Source organism: Pantoea sp. X-Soil-YNGN-785, assembly GCF_059730585.1.
In genome coordinates this window covers 2,853,002-2,874,184 of sequence record NZ_AP035942.1, presented here as the reverse complement: position 1 = coordinate 2,874,184, position 21,183 = coordinate 2,853,002, and the positions used below count along the sequence as shown (strand labels likewise).

19 protein-coding genes and 2 tRNA genes are annotated in these 21,183 nt (G+C 55.6%); 11 read left to right on the top strand and 10 right to left on the bottom strand.

What is annotated here, in order from left to right:
* Positions 1–212 precede the first annotated feature (212 nt).
* Positions 213–1,628, top strand: a complete 1,416-nt coding sequence (gltX, locus tag AC6I8E_RS13270; RefSeq protein ID WP_013358649.1) for a glutamate--tRNA ligase — start codon at positions 213–215, stop codon at positions 1,626–1,628.
* A 35-nt stretch (positions 1,629–1,663) separates the two neighbouring features.
* Here the strand turns inward: gltX and AC6I8E_RS13265 are convergent, their stop codons facing one another.
* Positions 1,664–2,017, bottom strand: a complete 354-nt coding sequence (locus AC6I8E_RS13265; RefSeq protein ID WP_013358648.1) for a YfeC-like transcriptional regulator — start codon at positions 2,015–2,017, stop codon at positions 1,664–1,666.
* 111 nt (positions 2,018–2,128) lie between these two features.
* Positions 2,129–2,917: a formate/nitrite transporter family protein gene (locus AC6I8E_RS13260; protein ID WP_013358647.1), complete on the bottom strand. Its 789-nt coding sequence runs from the start codon at positions 2,915–2,917 to the stop codon at positions 2,129–2,131.
* 359 nt (positions 2,918–3,276) lie between these two features.
* On the opposite strand from AC6I8E_RS13260, the gene AC6I8E_RS13255 reads away from it, so the two are divergent.
* A tRNA-Ala gene (locus AC6I8E_RS13255) sits at positions 3,277–3,352 on the top strand.
* A gap of 44 nt (positions 3,353–3,396) precedes the next feature.
* Positions 3,397–3,472, top strand: a tRNA-Ala gene (locus tag AC6I8E_RS13250).
* Between the two features lie 324 nt (positions 3,473–3,796).
* Here the strand turns inward: AC6I8E_RS13250 and AC6I8E_RS13245 are convergent.
* Positions 3,797–4,987 (bottom strand): NupC/NupG family nucleoside CNT transporter, encoded by a 1,191-nt coding sequence (locus tag AC6I8E_RS13245; RefSeq protein WP_497824090.1) that lies wholly within the window; start codon positions 4,985–4,987, stop codon positions 3,797–3,799.
* A gap of 369 nt (positions 4,988–5,356) precedes the next feature.
* Here AC6I8E_RS13245 and AC6I8E_RS13240 point away from each other — a divergent pair, with 369 nt between their 5' ends.
* Positions 5,357–6,598, top strand: coding sequence for an Nramp family divalent metal transporter (locus tag AC6I8E_RS13240; RefSeq protein WP_013358645.1), 1,242 nt, complete (start codon positions 5,357–5,359; stop codon positions 6,596–6,598).
* 48 nt (positions 6,599–6,646) lie between these two features.
* On the opposite strand, the gene AC6I8E_RS13235 is transcribed toward AC6I8E_RS13240, so the two are convergent.
* Together AC6I8E_RS13235 and mgrA are read right to left on the bottom strand one after the other, a co-directional pair.
* A complete protein-coding gene (locus tag AC6I8E_RS13235) occupies positions 6,647–7,051 on the bottom strand; it encodes a DUF2502 domain-containing protein (protein WP_497824089.1) in 405 nt (134 codons plus the stop codon).
* Between the two features lie 170 nt (positions 7,052–7,221).
* Positions 7,222–8,211 carry an L-glyceraldehyde 3-phosphate reductase gene (gene mgrA, locus AC6I8E_RS13230; RefSeq protein ID WP_013358643.1) on the bottom strand — a complete coding sequence of 330 codons (990 nt, stop codon included), beginning with the start codon at positions 8,209–8,211 and terminating at the stop codon, positions 7,222–7,224.
* A 219-nt stretch (positions 8,212–8,430) separates the two neighbouring features.
* Here mgrA and ipdC point away from each other — a divergent pair, with 219 nt between their 5' ends.
* Both ipdC and glk read left to right on the top strand, forming a co-directional pair.
* Positions 8,431–10,083: an indolepyruvate decarboxylase gene (ipdC, locus tag AC6I8E_RS13225; RefSeq protein WP_497824088.1), complete on the top strand. Its 1,653-nt coding sequence runs from the start codon at positions 8,431–8,433 to the stop codon at positions 10,081–10,083.
* A gap of 160 nt (positions 10,084–10,243) precedes the next feature.
* Positions 10,244–11,209 (top strand): glucokinase, encoded by a 966-nt coding sequence (gene glk / locus AC6I8E_RS13220; protein ID WP_497824087.1) that lies wholly within the window; start codon positions 10,244–10,246, stop codon positions 11,207–11,209.
* A 134-nt stretch (positions 11,210–11,343) separates the two neighbouring features.
* Here glk and AC6I8E_RS13215 read toward each other — a convergent pair whose 3' ends face one another.
* Together AC6I8E_RS13215 and AC6I8E_RS13210 are read right to left on the bottom strand one after the other, a co-directional pair.
* Entirely contained in the window at positions 11,344–12,072 is a 729-nt protein-coding gene (locus AC6I8E_RS13215; protein WP_003848909.1) for a LytR/AlgR family response regulator transcription factor, read from the bottom strand.
* A complete protein-coding gene (locus tag AC6I8E_RS13210) occupies positions 12,069–13,739 on the bottom strand; it encodes a sensor histidine kinase (protein WP_013358640.1) in 1,671 nt (556 codons plus the stop codon). The genes AC6I8E_RS13215 and AC6I8E_RS13210 overlap by 4 nt, the downstream gene beginning before the upstream one ends.
* A 277-nt stretch (positions 13,740–14,016) precedes the next feature.
* Here AC6I8E_RS13210 and AC6I8E_RS13205 point away from each other — a divergent pair, with 277 nt between their 5' ends.
* Both AC6I8E_RS13205 and alaC read left to right on the top strand, forming a co-directional pair.
* Positions 14,017–14,541 (top strand): GNAT family N-acetyltransferase, encoded by a 525-nt coding sequence (locus AC6I8E_RS13205; protein WP_033733799.1) that lies wholly within the window; start codon positions 14,017–14,019, stop codon positions 14,539–14,541.
* Positions 14,542–14,657: 116 nt separating this feature from the next.
* The gene (gene alaC / locus AC6I8E_RS13200) at positions 14,658–15,890 is read left to right on the top strand and encodes an alanine transaminase (RefSeq protein ID WP_013358638.1); all 1,233 of its coding nucleotides are present in this window, start codon (positions 14,658–14,660) and stop codon (positions 15,888–15,890) included.
* Positions 15,891–15,941: 51 nt separating this feature from the next.
* On the opposite strand, the gene ypdK is transcribed toward alaC, so the two are convergent.
* From ypdK to AC6I8E_RS13185, 3 genes are all read right to left on the bottom strand, one after another.
* Positions 15,942–16,016: a membrane protein YpdK gene (gene ypdK / locus AC6I8E_RS13195; protein WP_099257831.1), complete on the bottom strand. Its 75-nt coding sequence runs from the start codon at positions 16,014–16,016 to the stop codon at positions 15,942–15,944.
* Between the two features lie 201 nt (positions 16,017–16,217).
* Positions 16,218–17,246 (bottom strand): HlyD family secretion protein, encoded by a 1,029-nt coding sequence (locus tag AC6I8E_RS13190; RefSeq protein WP_497824086.1) that lies wholly within the window; start codon positions 17,244–17,246, stop codon positions 16,218–16,220.
* A 2-nt stretch (positions 17,247–17,248) separates the two neighbouring features.
* The gene (locus tag AC6I8E_RS13185; RefSeq protein WP_195857798.1) at positions 17,249–18,847 is read right to left on the bottom strand and encodes an MFS transporter; all 1,599 of its coding nucleotides are present in this window, start codon (positions 18,845–18,847) and stop codon (positions 17,249–17,251) included.
* 149 nt (positions 18,848–18,996) lie between these two features.
* Here AC6I8E_RS13185 and AC6I8E_RS13180 point away from each other — a divergent pair, with 149 nt between their 5' ends.
* Genes AC6I8E_RS13180 through AC6I8E_RS13170 form a run of 3 tightly spaced genes read left to right on the top strand, consistent with a single transcriptional unit; the run spans position 18,997 to position 21,058 of the window.
* Positions 18,997–19,782, top strand: a complete 786-nt coding sequence (locus AC6I8E_RS13180) for an IclR family transcriptional regulator (protein WP_010257875.1) — start codon at positions 18,997–18,999, stop codon at positions 19,780–19,782.
* Positions 19,783–19,789: 7 nt separating this feature from the next.
* A complete protein-coding gene (locus AC6I8E_RS13175) occupies positions 19,790–20,242 on the top strand; it encodes a universal stress protein (RefSeq protein ID WP_013358635.1) in 453 nt (150 codons plus the stop codon).
* A gap of 9 nt (positions 20,243–20,251) precedes the next feature.
* Positions 20,252–21,058, top strand: a complete 807-nt coding sequence (locus tag AC6I8E_RS13170) for a hypothetical protein (protein ID WP_497824085.1) — start codon at positions 20,252–20,254, stop codon at positions 21,056–21,058.
* The last annotated feature ends 125 nt before the right edge of the window (positions 21,059–21,183 follow it).

Here is a 21,183-nt window from a genome sequence, read left to right as displayed (position 1 = left end):
AAATGTGCGTTCGGTTTATTTTTAAACATCCTGTAGCGCTTTTAGTCAATGTGCTGGTTTTACTGGCAGAAAAGCCCCTTTTCCCGGAGGGCAACCGGCGTGCATGCATTGAGGATTCACCGTCAGATGCTAGAATGTGCCCACTGTTTTTTCGCGTCTAACCTGTTTTTTGTCATCCAGACAGAGAACCCGCGCATCTAAGGCAATACTCAATGAAAATCAAAACACGCTTCGCGCCCAGCCCGACCGGCTATCTGCATGTCGGTGGCGCCCGTACCGCACTTTACTCCTGGCTCTTTGCCCGTCATAACCAGGGCGAGTTTGTGCTGCGTATTGAAGATACCGATCTGGAACGCTCCACGCCGGAAGCTATCGAAGCCATCATGGATGGCATGAACTGGCTCAGTCTGGACTGGAACGAAGGCCCTTACTACCAGACTAAACGTTTTGATCGCTACAACGCGGTCATTGATGAAATGCTGGAAGCGGGCACGGCTTACAAATGCTACTGCTCTAAAGAGCGTCTGGAAGCCCTGCGTGAAGAGCAGATGGCCAACAACGAAAAGCCGCGTTACGACGGCCGCTGCCGTGACAGCCATGAACATCATGCCGATGACGAGCCGTGTGTGGTGCGCTTCCGCAACCCGCAGGAAGGATCGGTCATCTTCGACGACCAGATCCGTGGTCCGATTGAGTTCAGCAACCAGGAACTGGATGATCTGATTATCCGCCGTACCGATGGTTCGCCAACCTATAACTTCTGCGTCGTGGTGGATGACTGGGATATGGGCATCACGCACGTTATTCGCGGTGAAGACCACATCAACAACACACCGCGTCAGATCAACATTCTCAAAGCCATTGGCGCACAGGTTCCGGTCTATGCCCATGTTTCGATGATCCTGGGCGATGATGGCAAAAAACTCTCCAAGCGTCATGGCGCGGTAGGGGTAATGCAGTATCGTGATGATGGCTATCTGCCAGAAGCGTTGCTCAACTACCTGGTTCGTCTGGGCTGGTCACATGGCGATCAGGAAATTTTCAGCGTGCCTGAAATGACTGAGCTGTTTACTCTGGACGCTGTCAGCAAGTCTGCCAGTGCGTTCAACACCGAGAAGCTGCAGTGGCTGAATCATCACTACATCAATACGCTGCCGCCAGAATATGTGGCGACGCATCTGCAGTGGCATATTGAAGAGCAGAAAATTGATACCCGCACCGGGCCTGAACTGGCGAAACTGGTTAGCCTGCTGGGCGAGCGCTGCAAAACGCTGAAAGAGATGGCGGCGTCCTGTCGCTACTTCTATGAAGATTTTGCAGAGTTTGATGCTGATGCCGCGAAGAAACATCTTCGTCCGGTGGCGCGTCAGCCGCTGGAAGTGGTGCGCGATAAGCTGGCCGCAATCACTGAGTGGAACGCTGAAAACGTCCATCAGGCGATTCAGAGCACCGCCGATGAGCTGGAAGTGGGGATGGGTAAAGTCGGCATGCCGCTGCGTGTGGCGGTGACCGGCGCCGGTCAGTCACCGGGTCTGGACGTCACTGTTGAAGCGATTGGACGCAGCCGCAGTGTGGCACGTATTGAGCAGGCTCTGGCCTTTATCAGTGAGCGGGAAGCACAGGCTTAATAAACTTAGCCGGAAGCGTCACGCTTCCGGTTTCTTTACTCTTCACCAATTCCCAGACGCTGCATTACGCCCTTAATCCCTTCACGTAAGATTAACGCGGTGAACTGATCCTGTTCATCCTGACTCATTTGCTGGATGGAACTTATCAATAACGCAGGTAAAGAATTCGCCACTGCACCATAGGTCGCTGCGGGCTCGTTGAGATTACGTGTCGACTGAATAAAACTTTTTACGCGTTCATCAATATGAATCAGACGCGCCTTACCGCCTTGTACACCGGGCTTTGGCGTGGTTGTCCAGTTCTCTCGCTTGATCCATTTATTCACCGTTTGCCGACTGTAACCCGTTTCTGCAGCCAGCTCTTCGGGAGTAAGCCATTCCTTTTTCACGATGCTATCCCTGTTAAATACATTAGCGGTACATATTACAGCAAAACGTAACGGGGGAAAGTAACTGAAGCTGAAATTGCCTTTTGTCTTTTGACAAAAGGCAAAACAGGATTACTGCGGGTTGCTGGCAGGTTCTGCGGCAGGGCGGAAGGCAAGGAAGTAGGCCAGGCCAACGAAGACGGCACCGCCCACGGCATTGCCTAGGAAGACGGCAACAAAGTTAGGCAGATACTCTGCCCAGCTCATCTGACCGGCAAAAATGGCGGCCGGGATGATAAACATGTTGGCGACAACGTGCTGGAAGCCAATGGCAACAAACGCCATCACCGGGAACCACATGCCGAAGATCTTGCCGACCACATCTTTACTGGCAAACGCCAGCCACACCGCCAGACACACCAGCCAGTTACAGCCAATGCCTGAAATAAAGGCGTGCAGGAAATCGGCATGGACTTTTGCAGAGGCAATCGCAACGGTCTTTTTCAGGTAATCGCCTTCGGTCATGCCCAGCATATGGCCAAAGAACCAGGCGACAGCCACGCTGCCGAGGAAGTTTGCCAGAGTCACCCAGAACCAGTTCCGCGCCACGCTCATAAAGCTGATGCGGCGGGCGAACCAGGCTACCGGCAGGGTCATCATATTACCGGTCAGCAGCTCACCCCCTGCCAGCACGGTCATGATGATACCTACAGGGAAGACAGCGGCACCTAACAGGCCACCAAACGAGCCCCACTCAGCGGGCAGGGTGTTTATCACGTGAAGATCCAGCAGGAAGCCGGTCGCAATAAATGCGCCCGCCATGAAGCCGAGAATCAGAAGGATGCTGACAGGCGCACGGCTTTTTGCCACGCCTGACTGGATCGCCAGTTGTGCGATTTCTTTAGGTGTATGCAGCGACATAGTATCTCAATAGTTTTTTTATGATTAATGGGACGATAACGCCTGGTGGACGCGTGGTGTGCGGGAGAGGGTCCCGGTGACCACTAAATTAGCGGGCTAAGTTTTGCACGCGAAAAAGACGAAGACAAGAAAATTCCTATAACATATTTAACCGGGAATTAACCTGACGGCAGACTGAATAACAGTTAAAAAACGGCCCTGCTGGGACAGACATGATTTTCAGCTGCGGCATGCTGCTGAAACTTCGCAGGTTGCCGCCTTTTTCAGCGATCAAACAGAGAATGTCATTTTGCCGTTGACACCCCGGAGGCGGTTTCATATTATGCCGTCCGTCGCTTAACGCGACAGTTTTTCGGTTCGGGGCTATAGCTCAGCTGGGAGAGCGCCTGCATGGCATGCAGGAGGTCAGCGGTTCGATCCCGCTTAGCTCCACCAAACTTCTTCCCAGAAGTTTGGCACTGAAAAACGATTCCAGATGTGGGGGTATAGCTCAGCTGGGAGAGCGCTTGCATGGCATGCAAGAGGTCAGCGGTTCGATCCCGCTTATCTCCACCATTTTCTGACACGTTGCAGTCAAACTTCTTTCCGATTTATCTTTAACTCGTCTTTTCCTGCGAATCTATATTCATTGCGATTTACATTACGCTGCTGCGCACGCTATTTACTGGCAATACCTTCTGTAACGCCTCCAGCACCCCTGGCGGGACATTGTGCTGTCCGTCGCGCATGGGTTAACTCCAGACGTGACCAGGGTGTGCAGTGGAAGCAGGCATGTAAAAGAAGAGGCAAAGCGGAAAGGGCGAATCAGCGGAAGCTGAGCAGGGATGGCGCAAAATGAAAAGGGCGAGCCAGGCTCGCCCTTTATTGCTCAGAACCGTATCAGAACGCCAGAACCAGACCGGCGATAGCGGCGGAGAGTACGCTGACCAGCGTAGAGCCGTACAGCAGCTTCAGGCCAAAGCGGGAAACCACGTTACCCTGCTCTTCGTTCAGACCTTTAATCGCACCGGCCACGATGCCGATTGAAGAGAAGTTGGCGAATGACACCAGGAACACGGACAGAATACCTTCTGAATTTGGCGACAACTGACCCGCGATTTTCTGCAGATCCATCATGGCTACAAACTCATTCGATACCAGCTTGGTCGCCATAATGCTGCCGACCCGCAGCGCTTCGCCAGAAGGCACACCCATCATCCAGGCAAACGGATAGAAGACAAAGCCGAGAACGCCCTGGAAGCTGATGCCGAAGATCAGATCAAACAGCGCATTCAGGCCTGAAATCAGCGCGATAAAGCCAATCAGCATGGCGGCGACAATAATCGCGACGCGGAAACCGGCCAGGATATATTCGCCCAGCATCTCGAAGAAGCTCTGACCTTTATGCAGATCCTGCAGCTGCAGATCTTCTTCGTTCTCAACACGGTACGGGTTGATCAGCGACAGCACGATAAAGGTACTGAACATGTTGAGCACCAGTGCAGCGACCACATATTTTGGCTGCAGCATCGTCATGTAGGCGCCGACGATAGACATCGAAACGGTGGACATTGCGGTAGCGGCCATGGTGTACATGCGGCGCTGTGACATCTTGCCCAGGATATCTTTATAGGCGATGAAGTTTTCTGACTGCCCCAGTATCAGAGAACTCACGGCGTTGAAAGATTCCAGTTTTCCCATGCCATTCACTTTCGACAGCACGGTACCGATACCGCGGATCACCCACGGCAGGATACGGAAGTGCTGCAGAATACCGATCAGGGCAGAGATAAAGACGATTGGGCACAGTACGTTGAGGAAGAAGAAGGCCAGACCTTTGTCGCTCATGTTGCCGAAGACAAAGTTGGTTCCCTGAGCCGCATACTTCAACAGATGATCGAAGAAGCCCGCGAAGCCTTTGACGAAACCCAGTCCCGCTTCTGAGTTCAGGAAGAACCAGGCGAGCACAATTTCAATCACCAGTAGCTGTATAATGTAGCGAATGCGAATGCTTTTACGATCGTGACTGACCAGCAAGGAGAGTATCCCGACCACCACCAGTGCTAAAAGAAATTGCAAAATATGGGACATGGTTGCTCCAAATTTGAGGAGGGTTGTATTTTGTTGCGTATTCTATGTAACGCGTTACTTAAAAACGAGATCTGAACCACAATATAAGTATTCGCTATCGCTATATTTTCCAGAAAAGTTCCAGAGATCACGTCCTGTTTACAAATTATTCACGCCAGATAACCACATAATTATTGTCTATATTTTACACGGGGCGTAGAGTGACACTATTGCTCACATTTTTAGCAATCACCTCCTTTACTGTAAGATATAGCAATGGCTATACTTTATAGCAGCATCTATTACACCGATAACAATAAACGAATTTCACTTGCACATGCTAACCCCTAAGCTGGCGGGGCAGGCAAATGTTCAGACAGGGTACCGGATATGTTTGAAAGTCGTACCGCCGAGCGCGCCGCTCGCGGAGTCAGAAAAGTCAAACTCGCACTGCTGGGCCCCGCCTTTATTGCCGCTATCGGCTATATCGATCCGGGCAATTTTGCGACCAACATTCAGGCGGGCGCTGCTTACGGCTACAAATTGCTGTGGGTGGTGGTGTGGGCCAACATCATGGCCATGCTGATCCAGCTGATGTCCGCTAAGCTGGGTATCGCCACCGGCAAAAATCTCGCCGAGCATATCCGCGATCGCTTTCCTCGTCCCGCCGTCTGGTTTTACTGGGTGCAGGCAGAAATTATTGCGATGGCCACCGACCTTGCGGAGTTTATCGGCGCGGCGCTGGGCTTCAAGCTGTTGCTCGGTATCTCACTGATGCAGGGCGCGGTGCTGACCGGCATCGCCACGTTCCTGATATTGATGTTACAGAGCCGCGGTCAGAAACCGCTGGAGCTGGTAATTGGCGGACTGCTACTGTTTGTGGCGGCGGCCTATATCGTCGAACTCTTCTTTTCTCAGCCCAATGTCAAAGAGCTGGTGGTCGGCATGGCGCTGCCCGCGCTACCGACGTCGGATGCCGTTTTCCTGGCAGCCGGTGTGCTGGGCGCGACCATTATGCCGCACGTAATCTATCTGCACTCCGCACTGACGCAGGGCAAAAGTGAGGACAGCAAAGGCCAGCGTTACTCTTCAACCAAACTGGATGTGGCGATTGCCATGACCATCGCCGGATTCGTTAACCTGGCGATGATGGCTACCGCGGCGGCGGCCTTCCACTTCAGCGGCCACAGCAAAATCGCTGAGCTTGACCAGGCCTATCTGACGCTGCAGCCGTTGTTAGGTCAGGCGGCGGCGACGGTATTTGGTCTGAGCCTGGTGGCTGCCGGACTCTCCTCAACGGTGGTCGGCACGCTGGCGGGACAGGTGGTGATGCAGGGCTTTATCCGTTTCCATATTCCGCTCTGGGTGCGGCGAACTGTCACCATGCTGCCTTCCTTTATTGTTATCTGGGCAGGATGGGATCCAACAAAGGTGCTGGTGATGAGTCAGGTGCTGCTGAGCTTCGGTATTGCGCTGGCGCTGATTCCGCTGCTCTCCTTTACCGGCAACCGCGAGCTGATGGGCGATGATATGGTGAACTCGCGCCTGATGCAGAACACCGGACGACTGATCGTGTTGCTGGTCATTGCGCTGAATCTTTACCTGCTGGTGGGCGAAGCGCTGGGGCTGTAAGGGTTTCTGGAAACAAAAAAACGCCCGTCATTTGCCGGGCGTTTTTTGTTAGTGGCGATCGTGTCCGTGATGATCGGGACCACCAGGCCCAAAACCACGCGGGCCTGGCCCGCGACGGTCATGACGAGCCCAGTCACGATCGCGGCGATGCTGATGTTCCCAGCGGCGCTCACGGTCGCGCTCATGCCAGCGACGTTCACGCTCCCACTGCTGCTGACGACGCCACTCTTCGTGTCGCCACCAGCGGCGTTCGTTATAGGAATAACGATCATTCCACCAGCGCGGTTCACGCCAGCGACCGCCATCCCAGTAATAACCACGATTGTCGCGATCACCCAGATTCAGCGTAACGCCGGGGGCCAGAGTAATAGAGGCACTGGAGGCCTCAGCTGTGTGGTTTGCCAGCGGCGACAACACCGCCAGCAGGGCAGCAAAAATAAGAGCTCTTTTCATTATATTCTCCTCATCAACAGTCTGATGCTGTTGCGGCGCAGTGATTATGCCTGCGTAATGCTGTCGTTACCGCATCATTGTGTCGGAAGATTGTGAGGAAATTGGGGAGAGAAAGGGGATTGAGACTATTCTGGCGAGAAAACACCCGGCCTGCGCCGGGCAGGGAAAAATTACAGCAGGGCCGCGTCAATCGCCGCTAACTCCGTGTCGCTGAACTGACGTCGGGCGAGCATGGCCACCGCGTCATCGATCTGGGCCGTTTTACTGGCCCCTATCAGCACGGAGGTGACGCGATCATCGCGCAGCACCCACGCCAGCGCCATCTGCGCCAGCTTCTGCTCACGCTGCTGCGCAATCACGTTCAGCTTTCGGACCTTCTCCATCTTCTCATCCGTCAACTGATTCTCCGTCAGGAATTTGCTGCCGCTGGCCGCACGCGAATCTTCCGGAATGCCCTGCAGATAGCGATCGGTGAGCACGCCGCCCGCCAGCGGCGAGAAGGCAATACAGCCGACGCCCTCATCACCCAGCGTCTGAATCAATCCCTGTTCAGGCGTTCGCTCAAACATCGAATAGCGCGGCTGGTGGATCAGACAAGGCGTGCCGAGATCGCGCAGGATAGCAATTGCCCTGGCAGCAAGATCGGCCGGATAATTAGAAAGGGCAGCGTAAAGCGCTTTGCCCTGGCGCACCACATGATCCAGCGCGCGCATGGTTTCTTCCAGCGGCGTTTCCGGATCGGGGCGGTGATGATAGAAAATATCCACATACTCCAGCCCCATGCGCTTCAGGCTCTGATCCAGGCTGGCAACCAGATACTTGCGCGAACCCCAGTCGCCATACGGCCCCTGCCACATGGTATAGCCCGCTTTAGTGGAGATAATCAGCTCATCACGATGGGCACGAAAATCTTCCCGCAGAATACGCCCGAAATTCTCCTCCGCTGAGCCCGGTGGCGGGCCGTAGTTATTCGCTAAGTCGAAATGGGTGATGCCAAGGTCAAACGCATGACGCAGCAGCTCACGACTGTTATCGACCCGGGTGCTGTCACCAAAGTTGTGCCATAGTCCCAGCGAAATGGCGGGCAGTTTAATGCCGCTGCGGCCGCTGCGACGGTATTCCATCTGTTGATAGCGATCGGGATGGGGGAAAGAGGACATTCAGAGCTCCTGAGTAAAAACGGGGATATGTGCCAAAAGTCTATCAGTGTATACGGTTACACTCAGTGACAGCGCGCAGCAGATCGCGTTTTTACAGAATATTCCGCCAGCGTAACGACGGCTTTCCAGCCATTGTGGCTGGCGGAAAGCGTGGCACTCCTCGCTAATTTCATCGGCTGTCAGATACTTAACCCAACTCTTCCCTGAAAGGATTGCGCAATGTCCACATTCACTGTTGGAGACTACCTGCTGACCCGTCTGCAGGAGATGGGTATAAAGCATCTGTTTGGCGTGCCGGGCGACTATAACCTGCAGTTTCTTGACTGCGTTATCGACCATCCGGAAATCAGCTGGGTTGGCTGTGCCAATGAGCTTAATGCCGCTTATGCGGCGGACGGTTACGCACGCTGCAACGGTGCTGGCGCGCTGTTAACGACTTTTGGTGTTGGCGAACTCAGTGCGATTAATGGCATTGCAGGCAGTTTTGCCGAGTATCTGCCGGTGATCCATATCGTTGGCGCGCCAGCGACTTCAGCGCAATTACAGGGTGACTGTGTCCACCATTCGCTGGGCGATGGCGATTTCCGGCATTTCATACGCATGGCTGCCGAAGTCAGTGCCGCAACGGCGCAACTTACTGCCGACAATGCAACTGCTGAAATTGACAGGGTAATAGAGCACGCGTTACAGGCCCGTCGTCCCGGCTATCTGTCGCTGGCCGTTGACGTGGCAGCCATTGAGGTGCAGCCACCTGTTCAGCCCCTGAACCGTCATCAATCCTCTTCGCCCGCTGCGCGCCGCGCTTTCCGCGACGCGGCGGAGCAATTGCTGGCACCGGCAGAGCGCGTTTCACTGCTGGCCGATTTTCTGGCGCTGCGCTGGCAGCAGCAATCTGCCCTGGCCGCGCTGCGTGAAAAGAGTGCGATTCCCTGCGCCAGCCTGCTGATGGGCAAAGGCGTACTGGACGAGCAGCAGCCGGGTTATGTGGGGACTTATGCCGGTGAAGCCAGTGCGAGTCAGGTGTGCGGACAGATTGAGCTGGTGGATGTGGCGATCTGCGTCGGGGTGCGTTTCACTGACACGATTACAGCAGGATTTACGCAGCAGTTTGCGCCTGAGCGACTGATCGATCTGCAACCCTTCAGCGCCAGCGTGGGCGGTGAGCATTTTGCACCGCTGTCGATGGCGGATGCGCTGAGCGAGCTGCAACCGCTGTTTGAACACTACGGCCAGCAGTGGCAGCCCGCCATAGCACCCTCTGCCGTGCAACCGGCTGAACCGGCCGCCGTGATCAGTCAGCAGGCTTTCTGGCAGGCGATGCAGGCTTTTCTGCAACCCGGTGACCTGATTCTGGCGGAACAGGGGACAGCCGCTTTTGGTGCCGCTGCGTTGCGACTGCCCTCGCAGGCGCAGCTGGTGGTTCAGCCATTGTGGGGATCAATCGGCTATACTCTTCCGGCAGCGTTTGGCGCACAGACCGCTGAACCCGATCGCCGGGTTATCCTGATTATCGGCGACGGTTCGGCACAGCTAACGATTCAGGAACTGGGTTCAATGCTGCGGGATGAGCAGCGACTGACACTCTTTTTGCTGAATAATGAAGGCTATACCGTCGAACGGGCCATTCATGGCGCAACACAGCGTTATAATGATATTGCTCAGTGGAACTGGACGGCCTTACCGCACGCACTGAGTCTGCAGGGCCAGTCGCAGAGCTGGCGCATCAGTGAAACGGTGCAGTTAGACGAGGTGATGGCGCGACTTTCCGCACCTCAATGGCTGTCCCTGGTTGAGGTGGTCATGCAGAAAGAGGATTTGCCGCCACTGTTACGAAAAGTCACCGCCTGCCTGAATCAACGCAACGGCGGCTAAGATTCAGATAGTTGCCGCTGTGCAGGGTGGACTATCGCGGTTAGGCTGTAGCACACCTGAGTAAGACGCTCACCAATCGCACCGGTGAGCGTTGTTGTTTTATGGGCAGAAATTTATAGTGTCCTCCAACTCTTAAGACCCCAAGCGGAGCAACAGAAGAATGACAACCTATGCCTTGGTCGGCGATGTCGGCGGTACTAACGCACGCCTCGCCCTGTGTGAGGTGGAAAGCGGCAGCATCACCCAGGCCAAAACATTCTCAACATCAGAATACGACAGCCTCGAAGCCGTCATCCGCCACTATCTTGATGAACAACAGCAGGATGTTAAGGATGGCTGTATCGCTATCGCCTGCCCGATTACCGATGACTGGGTTGAAATGACCAACCATGACTGGGCGTTTTCTACGCGCAAGCTCAAAGAGAACATCGGTTTTGAACACCTGGAAATCATTAACGACTTCACTGCGGTATCCATGGCGATTCCGATGCTGACCGCCGACAACGTGATTCAGTTTGGCGGCACAGCCCCGGTGAGAGACAAGCCTATCGCGATTTATGGTGCCGGTACCGGATTAGGCGTCAGCCATCTGGTGCACGTGGACAAACGCTGGGTCAGCCTGCCAGGTGAGGGCGGTCATGTCGATTTCGCCGCTAACAGCGAAGAAGAAGATCAGATTCTGGAAGTGCTGCGTGAGGAGCTGGGCCATGTTTCAGCAGAACGTATCCTGTCCGGTGCCGGTCTGGTTAACCTCTATCGTGCGATTGTTAAAGTCGATAATCGTGTGCCGGAAAACCTGAAGCCAAAAGATGTCAGCCAGCGTGCGCTGGATGATAGCTGCATCGACTGCCGTCGTGCGCTGTCGATGTTCTGCGTCATCATGGGCCGTTTCGGTGGCAATCTGGCATTGAACCTCGGCACTTTTGGTGGCGTCTACATTGCGGGTGGCATCGTGCCACGTTTCCTGGAGTTCTTTAAGGCGTCAGGTTTCCGTGCCGCTTTCGAAGACAAAGGCCGCTTTCGTGACTATGTTGCCAGCATACCGGTCTATATGATCACGCACGATCAGCCTGGCCTGCTGGGCGCGGGCGCGCATCTGCGTCAGACGCTGGGTCGCATTATCTGATTCAGTTACACCTCGCACGCACGTCCACTTTGCGCGCGTTTGATTTTCCTGGCCTGCCTGCTTCAGCTGGGCGGGTTCGGGAAATCATCCTCGGCTTCGCCACACGTTCTCCTGAAACATTCACCACTCCAGCGCTACAGGCGCATCAGTTGCCGAAACTGCTTCACCTTGCTGCGGCTCACCGGCACCTGAAACTCCAGATCGCGCAGCTTCAGCAGATAGGTGTTGTTAAACCATGGCTCAATTTCGCGGATCTTGCTGAGGCTGACGCAGTAAGAGCGGTGGCAGCGGAAGAACTGCTGCTCCGGCAGACGTGAACAGAATTCGGTAATATTCATCGACATCACGTAAGACTCGCGCCGCGTGTACACAAACGTCAGCTTTTCATGGGCTTCTACGTAGTAAATGTCATTCACGTCCGTGACGATAATGCGCTCATCTTTAATCAGGTTGACCGTCTGCGGGGCTGGCGTGGCGCTGAGATGGCTGACCGCCTGCTGCGCCTGCGCCGTGGCTTCCAGCTTGTTCAGCATGGTGACAATCCGCGACTCCTGATAAGGCTTGAGAATGTAGTCAAACGCCTCCAGCTCAAACGCCTCCACCGCATGCTCTTTCCACGCGGTGATAAAGACAATCAGCGGCTTGTGCGCAAACTGATGGATATTCTGTGCCAGCAGCATGCCATCCAGCGAAGGAATGTTGATGTCGAGAAAAATTACATCGACCCGATGCTGTTGCAGATACTTCAGTACGTCGAGGCCATCGTCAAAGCAGGCTTCAATCTCGATTTTGCTGTGATGCTGAATCATCCAGCTCAGCTCCTGCTGCGCCAGGAATTCATCTTCCACAATAATGGCTTTCATAACAGATTCTCCGCCAGGCGCTGGCCATTCTTACTCAGCGTAAAGGAAATCTCGGTGCCCGGCTGGTGCCGCACAATGTTCAGTCCCTGACCCGACAGAAGTTTTACCCGATGATGCACATTGAGCAGGCCAATTTTGTTACCGGGCATCTCATTGCGTGCTACTCGCTCCATCACCTGGTCACTGATGCCCTGGCCGGTATCCCGAACTGAAACCCGCACCCGATCGCCCAGATCCCGCACGCTCAGCGTCACCACGCCTTTACCTTTACAGGGCTGGATGCCATGCACAATCGCATTCTCCACCAGCGGCTGGATCAGCAGACTCGGCAGCAGAAAATGCAGATCTTCGTCGACGTCATAGATCATCGTCAGCTTATCGCCAAATCGCGCCTGCTCAATGGCGATGTAATCTTTGACCTGCCATAGCTCCTTACGGATATCGATCAGCTCATCATCGTTCAGCTCCAGGTTATAGCGCAGGTAGCGTGACAGGTTAATCACCAGCTGGCGGGCGGTATCGGGATTAAGCCGGATAGAAGAGGAGATGGCATTCAGGGCATTGAACAGGAAATGGGGATTTATTTTACTTTGCAGCGCGCGCAGTTCCGCTTTATTGGCCATCTCACGTAGCTGCTCGGCGCGCGACACTTCAAGCTGGGTAGAGATGATTTGCGACAGGCCGATGGCCATTTCCTTCAGCGAGCCGGTAATACGGTGCGCGCGGCGATAGTAGATTTTCAGCGTGCCGGTGACTTTGCCTTTTTCCCACAGCGGGATGACGATCATCGAATGGATATCTTTGGTGCGGTGCGCTTCGTCGTTGTTTTTAATGATAATTTTACCGCTGGCGATCGACTGCGCCGTGGTGGGGCTGATGCCATCATCCCCATGTTGATAGTTATGTTCGCCATAGCCGACGTAGGCCAGAATCTGTTTTTTGTCGGTCATCGCCACCGCATCGGCTTTGATCTCCCGCCGGATAATGTCACAGATGTTGCGCAGCGAGTCGCTGTTCACCTGACGAAACAGCGGCAGGGTTTTGTTGGCGATCTCCAGCGCCAGCTTGGCCTGACGGGCGGCAATTGCCTCTTTCTCTCCCTCGACGCTCTGCACCAGCAACACAATGATACCGATGCTGGAGGCACCGAGGATCATGGGCAGCGCAATCTCCGACACAATCGCCAGCCCGAGTGAGGTTGGGCGCGCCCACAGGACGATCAGCACCATCGTCAGGGCTTCACACAGCATGCCGCCGACGATACCGGCACGCCAGCGATGCTCTTTCAGCACCCGGCGATTAATGCCGCCCGCGACGATACCGGCGATGATGCTGGTAATCAGACAGGGCACCGAGGTCACGCCGTGAATATCGATCAGAAAACGGTGCAGCCCCGCAATCACACCGGTGGCGATGCCAACCCAGGGACCAAACAGAATGCCGCCCGCCATCACGGCAATCACCCGCACATTCAGCAGCGAACCGTCGACATTAACGCCAGACCAGGTACTGAACAGCGCAAACAGAGAAAAGATGGCCGTTACCGCCACTTTCTCCGCGCGGGTATGTTCATCTTTTTGCAGCAGCTGACGAAACGGGCGGGTGCGCGTCAGGAAGAACAGGCAGATCAACATCAGGGCGGCGCGGTCAAATACTGCCAGTAACATCGTGAAGTGGGAGGACACAGGCGGCTCGTCGGCAATGGAAAGTGTCCCTATGATAAAAAATGTGATCGCGAACCGCTAGCGCCCCGCACAATCACGCCGGGACTTCGTGTTTAAGATCAATTTTTATGGCCTGGGCATAAAAAGAGGAAAGGTTGAGTGCAATAAAGGGGAACACTTTTCATCCTGCCAGTGCTGGTCGCTGTGATGCCGTTTTGCTATGTTGCGCGATGACGCGCGCCAGCGACCGCTGGAAAACCGCGCCCATCGGGAGCAGCAGATGCAACTTGTCACCGCCAGATTAACCCTGAATAAATTACAGCCAGAAGACTGGCAACTGTTTCGTGCCGTCCATGAAGATCGTGACACCATGACCTGGGTGAGCGAGATCCCCGATGAAGCGGATATTCGCCAGCGCTTCACCGAGCGTCTGGCTCCGTGGCAGCCAGGCAGTTTTCATATGCTCTGCCTGGTGGCACGACGACGCGACAGCGGTGAGCCGATTGGCCTGTTTGGCTGCAGCCCGGAATGGGAGCCACACCGTCAGGCCGAGGTGGGTTATATGCTGCTGCATCGCCACTGCGGACAGGGCTATGGCAGCGAGGCGCTGGCGGCGCTGTGTCAGTTTCTGCTCGAAGCCGACTTCCATAAACTCAAGGCGATGGTGGTTGAAGGTAACTGGGCGTCACGCCGGATTCTGGAGAAAAACGGCTTCCAGCTGGAGGGCACGCTACGGGATAATTATCTGCTGAACGGCTGCTGGGTGAACGATTGGCTGCTGGGACGACTGAATCCGCAAAAATAAAAATATTTTCTGCCCCCTCGACAAAATGATCCTCACCGCGTTATGTTCGTAACGGGTCACCGCAGTGACCCGCGTCGCTCGGACGGTCCGGGCGCTTACGTAATCCAGAGGACATCATGGCTGATAACAGCACACCCCGTCGTTTCTCACGTATTGAACGTTTACCCCCTTACGTTTTCAACATCACTGCTGAACTGAAGATGGCTGCGCGCCGGCGCGGCGAAGATATCATCGACTTTTCAATGGGCAACCCTGATGGCCCGACTCCGCCGCACATCGTCGAAAAGTTATGCCAGGTAGCGCAGCGCGACGACACCCACGGTTATTCCACATCACGCGGCATTCCGCGTCTGCGCCGGGCGATCTCGCGCTGGTACGCCGATCGTTACCAGGTGGAGATCGATCCTGAATCTGAGGCGATTGTGACTATCGGCTCCAAAGAGGGGCTGGCGCACCTGATGCTGGCGACGCTGGATCATGGTGATACCGTGCTGGTACCGAACCCCAGCTATCCGATTCATATCTACGGTGCGGTGATTGCCGGAGCGCAGGTACGCTCGGTGCCGCTGGTGGCAGGTGTCGACTTCTTCAATGAGCTGGAACGCGCCATTCGTGAGAGCTACCCCAAGCCAAAAATGATGATCCTTGGCTTCCCATCCAATCCCACCGCACAGTGTGTGGAACTCGACTTTTTCGAGCGGGTGATTGCGCTGGCAAAACAATACAACGTGCTGGTGATCCACGATCTGGCCTATGCCGACATCGTCTACGATGGCTGGAAAGCGCCGTCGATTATGCAGGTGCCAGGTGCGCGTGATGTTGCTGTCGAGTTCTTTACCCTGTCAAAAAGCTACAACATGGCGGGCTGGCGCATCGGTTTTATGGTGGGCAACAAAGAGCTGGTCGCCGCGCTGGCACGGATCAAAAGTTACCATGACTATGGCACCTTTACGCCGCTGCAGGTGGCAGCTATTGCCGCGCTGGAAGGGGATCAACAGTGTGTTCGCGACATTGCAGAGCAGTACAAACGACGTCGTGATGTGCTGGTCAAGGGATTGCATGAAGCGGGCTGGATGGTCGATAACCCGAAAGCCTCAATGTACGTCTGGGCAAAAATTCCGGACCACTATGCGCATCTGGGGTCGCTGGAGTTTGCCAAACATATGCTGCAGGAGGCGAAAGTCTGTGTTTCGCCCGGTATCGGGTTTGGCGACTATGGTGATACGCACGTGCGTTTTGCACTGATTGAAAACAGCGATCGCATTCGTCAGGCAGTACGGGGAATTAAAGCGATGTTTCGCGCCGATGGCGTATTGCCAGGCAGCATGAAAACAGAAGAAGAGCACTGACAGCCAGCAGGGGCGACGCAATGGTCGCCCCTTAGCGGCACTGTCACGCCATTACTTCAGCAGCAGAACAAAGGTTCCGAACCAAAGTAACGCGAAAAAAGATATTCCCATCAAGGCATATTTCACAAAGCAACTCCTCTGAGCGGTTACGATGATGGCGATCCCAAACCAGTGCAACGCGAACAGCTGTGGAAAAGAGATCGCCATTTCAGTAATGGTCTGCTCATTTCCGGGTCGATCTGAATAACTCAGAACAGGATCAGGCGCTAATTTACGCGTAATCCTGCCTAAATGAAATAGGTCCGTTCTGAGATATTGCTCACAATTTTACGGCACCTGGATTTCCGGGATCGCCGACATGCCGACACGTAACTGAGCCAGATGCTGTTGGTCACTATCCAGCACAATTTTAACCGGCAGACGTTGAACGACTTTAGTGTAGTTGCCGGTGGCGTTATCGGGAGCAATTGCGGAAAAAGTTGCGCCGGTGGCCGGTGCGATACTGTCCACATGGCCGGTAAAGGTCTTGCCTGGCAGGGCATCGATGCGGATTTGCACCCGCTGACCCGGACGCACATCGCTTAACTGCGTCTCAAGGTAGTTAGCCGTAATGTAGGTCTGCTGCAGGGGCACTAGCGCCAGCAGACGGGTTCCGGCTGACACATAAGCGCCGATCCGCACTGAGCGCTGACCGACCATGCCGTCAACGGGCGCCGTGATTCGCGTGTAGGAGAGGTTCAGCCTGGCCTGATCGACGCTGGCTTTAGCCGCTGCGACATCCGCTTCCGCTGAACGCACCGCAGCCTGTAACACGCCGACCTGTTTCACTGCCGACGCCAGCGCAGCCTGACTCTGATGCACTGCTGCCAGCGCCGAGCGCTGGTTAGCGCTGGATTTCTGTTGATCGTCGGCGGCTACGGTGCCGCTTTTATAAAGTCGGTTGTAGCGATCGGCGCTCTGTCCGGCATACTGCGCGGACGCCTGGCTGGCCGCGACGCTGGCTTTCTGCTGATCAATCACCGACTGCTGCTGTTCAAGCTGGGCCTGGCTACTCAGCAGTTTCGCCTGACTCACCTGCAGGTCAGCCTCGGCACTCTCCAGCGCCACACGGTAGTCACGGTCGTCCAGCGTTGCCAGCAGCTGACCGGCTTTGACCTGCTGATTATCCTGCACCTGCACATTGCTGATGTAGCCGGAGACTTTTGGCGCGACCAGAGTGTAATCCGCATTGACGTAAGCGTCGTTGGTGCGGTGATCGTTGCCGCTCATCAGTGACCAGACTGCAAAAGCGATGGCCAGTAACACCAGCAGCAGCAGGGTAAGCACCAGAGTTCTTTTCATTTCGAAAGCACGCATATTCAGTTATTCCGGGAGGGGTTTTGAAGCAAAGTTTGAGGCGGCCAGACCCGTTTTGGCAGGATGGCGGTAAGCAATAACAGGCAGGCGGCAAAACCGGTCAGCATCAGCCAGCTGTCGCTCAGACTCAGAACCGTAGCCTGATGACGAACCAGCGTGGCGAATCCGCTGAGGTTATCGCTGGCGCTGATGCTGCCGTCCGGCAACAGCGGCAGGCTGCGACTGGCCTGATCGGCCGCTGGCGCGGTCATCAGCCAGCTGCGGCTGGCGGCCTGATCAATCAGAACACTGGAGTGAAACTGCTCACGGTGGGAGAGGAAAACCTCAACCAGCGTGGAGGCGGTAATGCTGGAGAAGCCGCGTACCGTATTGAACATCGCCGAGGCAAACGGGCCTTCTGGCGGGGCTACCACGCTGGTGGCGCTCATCAGTATCGGCAGAATAATCATCGGTTGCCCGAACGCCTGAAGAATCTGCAGCAGCCAGAAGTTCTGGCGCGCCCACTCACTGGTGATTTGCGAGCCCAGCAGACAGGACGTTACCAGCAGGCCGACGCCCGCCGTCAGCATCCAGCGGCAGTCAATCCAGCGAATATTCAGCAGGGCCGCAATCAGCGGTGCGATCAGCAGTTGCGGCAGGCCGACCGTCAGCGCCAGCGGGGCAAACTCCAGGGTACGAAAGCCGCTGACCTGCGCAAAATAGGCCGACGGCAGGGCGGAGCCTGACAGACCAAGGATGAGCACGCAGGCCAGTCCCAGCAAGCCGTGCGCCAGATTGGGCCGCCGCAGCATCTGCAATTTAAACAGGGGCAGCGGGTGAAACCACTCATTAATCAGGAAAACCAGCAGCAGCGGCAGCGCGGTCAGCAGCATACCGGCGATCAATGGCGAGTTCAGCCAGTCGAGACGCTCACCCTGAGTCAGCACCAGAACCAGCAGCGCAACCGCGCTGCAGCCGGTCACCATGCCAAACAGATCGATCTGCTGAAAGCGTTCCGGACGCAGCGGGTCCTGCGGTATCCCCCAGCTAATCAGCACCATGGCAATGAGCATGAATGGCACGACCTGCCAGAACACCATCATCCAGCTGACATGATCGGTCCATAACGACGCCAGTGAGGCCGCCATATTGGGGCCAAACGTCGCGGTCAGGGCATAGCCCGCCAGGCCAAACAGCTTAAAAGGCGGCGGCAGGAAGCGCAGGGCGACGGTCATCAGCATTGGGGGCAGTGCGCCACCGAACAGACCCTGCAGTACGCGCAGGCTGATAAAAAGCGTCGGATCCGGCACCAGCGGCAGCAGAATGCCGGTCAGCATAAATCCTGCCGATACGCCAAGGGTGAAACGCCGCAGCGACAGAGTGACGGCAAACCAGGGCGCGATCATCATGGCAGCGACTTCTGCCGCCTGATAACCGGAAATAATCCAGCTACCCTGATCGTAACCGATGCCGATAGCAGCCCGGATATCTGCCAGCGCGATATCACTGACGCGATCGTTCAGCCCGGAGGTCAGGGCAGCAATGAGCACGCCGACCAGCCCAAGCGCCAGTCGCAGTGTAAAAGGATGAGGGGCCGGCGCGGCGGCAGGCTTAGCGTTCATTGCAGGCGATCTCGTTATTATGATGCAGTGTACTGCGATGTGATACAGGGCGTAATATTACATCCCGGTATGCTGTATTGCAATGTGGTACAGACTGTAAAAAGTGCGGCTTTCGCGCTACAGTAAGGCAGCTCAAACAGGACGACGCTATGGCACATCAACCCTCCAGCCGTGAGGATGAAAAAACGGGCGGCATTCAGGTCATCGCCCGTGCGGCAAAAATTCTTAACGCGCTGGGCGAACAGCCGGGCGGCATGAGCCTCGGCGAGATAGCTCAGGCAGTAGAACTGCCCCGTTCAACGGTGCAGCGCATCGTTGCCGCGCTCGACAGCGCCGAGCTGGTGCGCAGCAGCGGGGCAGGCGGACTGCGCCTGGGGCCGGCACTGTTAAAACTGATTTCCAGCGTGCATACCGATGTGGTCGATCTGGTCAGTCCGTTGCTGGAAAAACTCTCTTCCGACACCAATGAGACGGTTTCACTGGCGCGTGCCAGCGGCAGCCAGCTGGCGATTATTCATCACGTGGTGGCGTCGCGGGAGCTGCGGGTCGTTCCACATATGGGACTCAATCTGCCGCTCTACAGCACCTCCGGTGGACGGGCACTGCTGGCGCTGGAGTGTGAAAAAGATGTGCGGACGATCGTCGGTGACGCCTGGCAGGAGTTAACCGATATGACGGTGAAAACCCTGCCGCAGCTGCTGCAACTTATCAGGGAAGTGCGCGAAACCGGTATCGCCGTGGATCGCGGTGAAACGCTGGAAGGTATTTCTACCATGGCGTTTGCGCTGGATACGCTGTTTGGTCGCTTTTCTGTCTCTTTGCTGGTGCCCTCTGCACGTTTTCTGCGTCACGAAGCCCGTTTTCGTGACGAGATGCTGAAGTGCAAAGAGGCGCTGGTGCGTGAAATCGGCAAAGTCGCCGCGATAGAAGGATAAGCATCTGATGAAAACCCTGCTGATGGCCATTGATCACTCTCCGGTGGCGGAGAAAGTGGTTGCCTTAACTATTGAAGAAGCGCTGGCGCATCGCGCTGATGTAGTGGTGCTGTGCTGCGTGGATCCTGCCTACTCCTCGTGTAATCAGCCGATGGAAATCGATGCGGGTGAAGATCCGGCCGATTTTGTGGCGGCGCAGGATGAGCAGAATACGGCGGAAATGGTGGTGCGCCATGCGCTGGCACCGTTATTGCGCGCGGGCATTAATGCGCGTGGCATGATCCTGGCGGGGGACGCAGCAGACACCATCGTTGCCCAGTCGCAACAGCTTAAGGCCAGTATGATTATCATGGGACGTCGCCATCTCTCCTCTTTTAATCGGCTATTAAAAGGCTCGGTTAGCGCATCAGTTATTGAGCGTGCTCACTGCCCGGTGCTGATCGATGTGCGTAAGGATTGATCCCGCAGCATGAATTCTCTGCTTTTTATTACGCTGGCTGCGTTTGCGCTGCCGGCGCTGATCGTCATTGTGCTGATCAAAACCACCCGGCTGCGTTTGTGGCAGGGGCTGATCCTCTTTCTGCTGCCACTGATACTGGCAAATCTGCTCTGGTTCAGCTGGGTCGCGCCGCATCAGCAGCAGACTGCTCAGCATGAGCAGGCGGTGAATCAGCTGGCAAAGATGCCTGGCTATCGGGTATTGCAGACGCAGGAACCGGCATTATGGCTGTTGCTGACTCAGGAACTGACCCGGCGGATCCGTGCGGGCGAGCAGCCTGACAGGGCGACAGGTGAACTGCGTGGCTGGCTGATTGAGGTGATCAATCAGCGACTGATGCGCGGAACCGATGCGGCGGTCGTTAACTATATCAGCATCTCGGTGGAAGAGATGCGGGCGCTGAACCACATCGATCCGGGCCTCTGCTTCCGTTATCTCTATCCGCAGGTGAGTGGTGGCATCAATTTGCAGACCACACTCCCAGCGTCGCTGAATCGCAAAGAGGCCGATGCCATGGAGCTGCTGCTGCTCAATAGCCCGCCGCCCGAACAGCCCCTTGATAAGACGCAGGCGCAGGATGATCTGCAAAAGATTGTCGGCCGGCTTTATCTGAAGTGGGGCGACAAACTGCAGCAGCTGAATATGCCTGCCGACACGGCGGTGGATCGCTCTTCGCTCTGTGCCATGTCGATTGACCTCTACAGTGCCATTCTGGCATTACCTGACAAGCGCGCCGCTAACCTGTTACGTAGAATGGTGGCACTGACCGGTCAGTAAACCCGCTCTTAGCAGGCGAAAAAAAGCCCGCTAAGCGCGGGCAGGGAAGAGAGAGGAACAGATTTTTATTTTTGGCATTTCCTGGTGTGGTGCAGTCTTCGTTTGGTCTGATTACATCCTGTCAC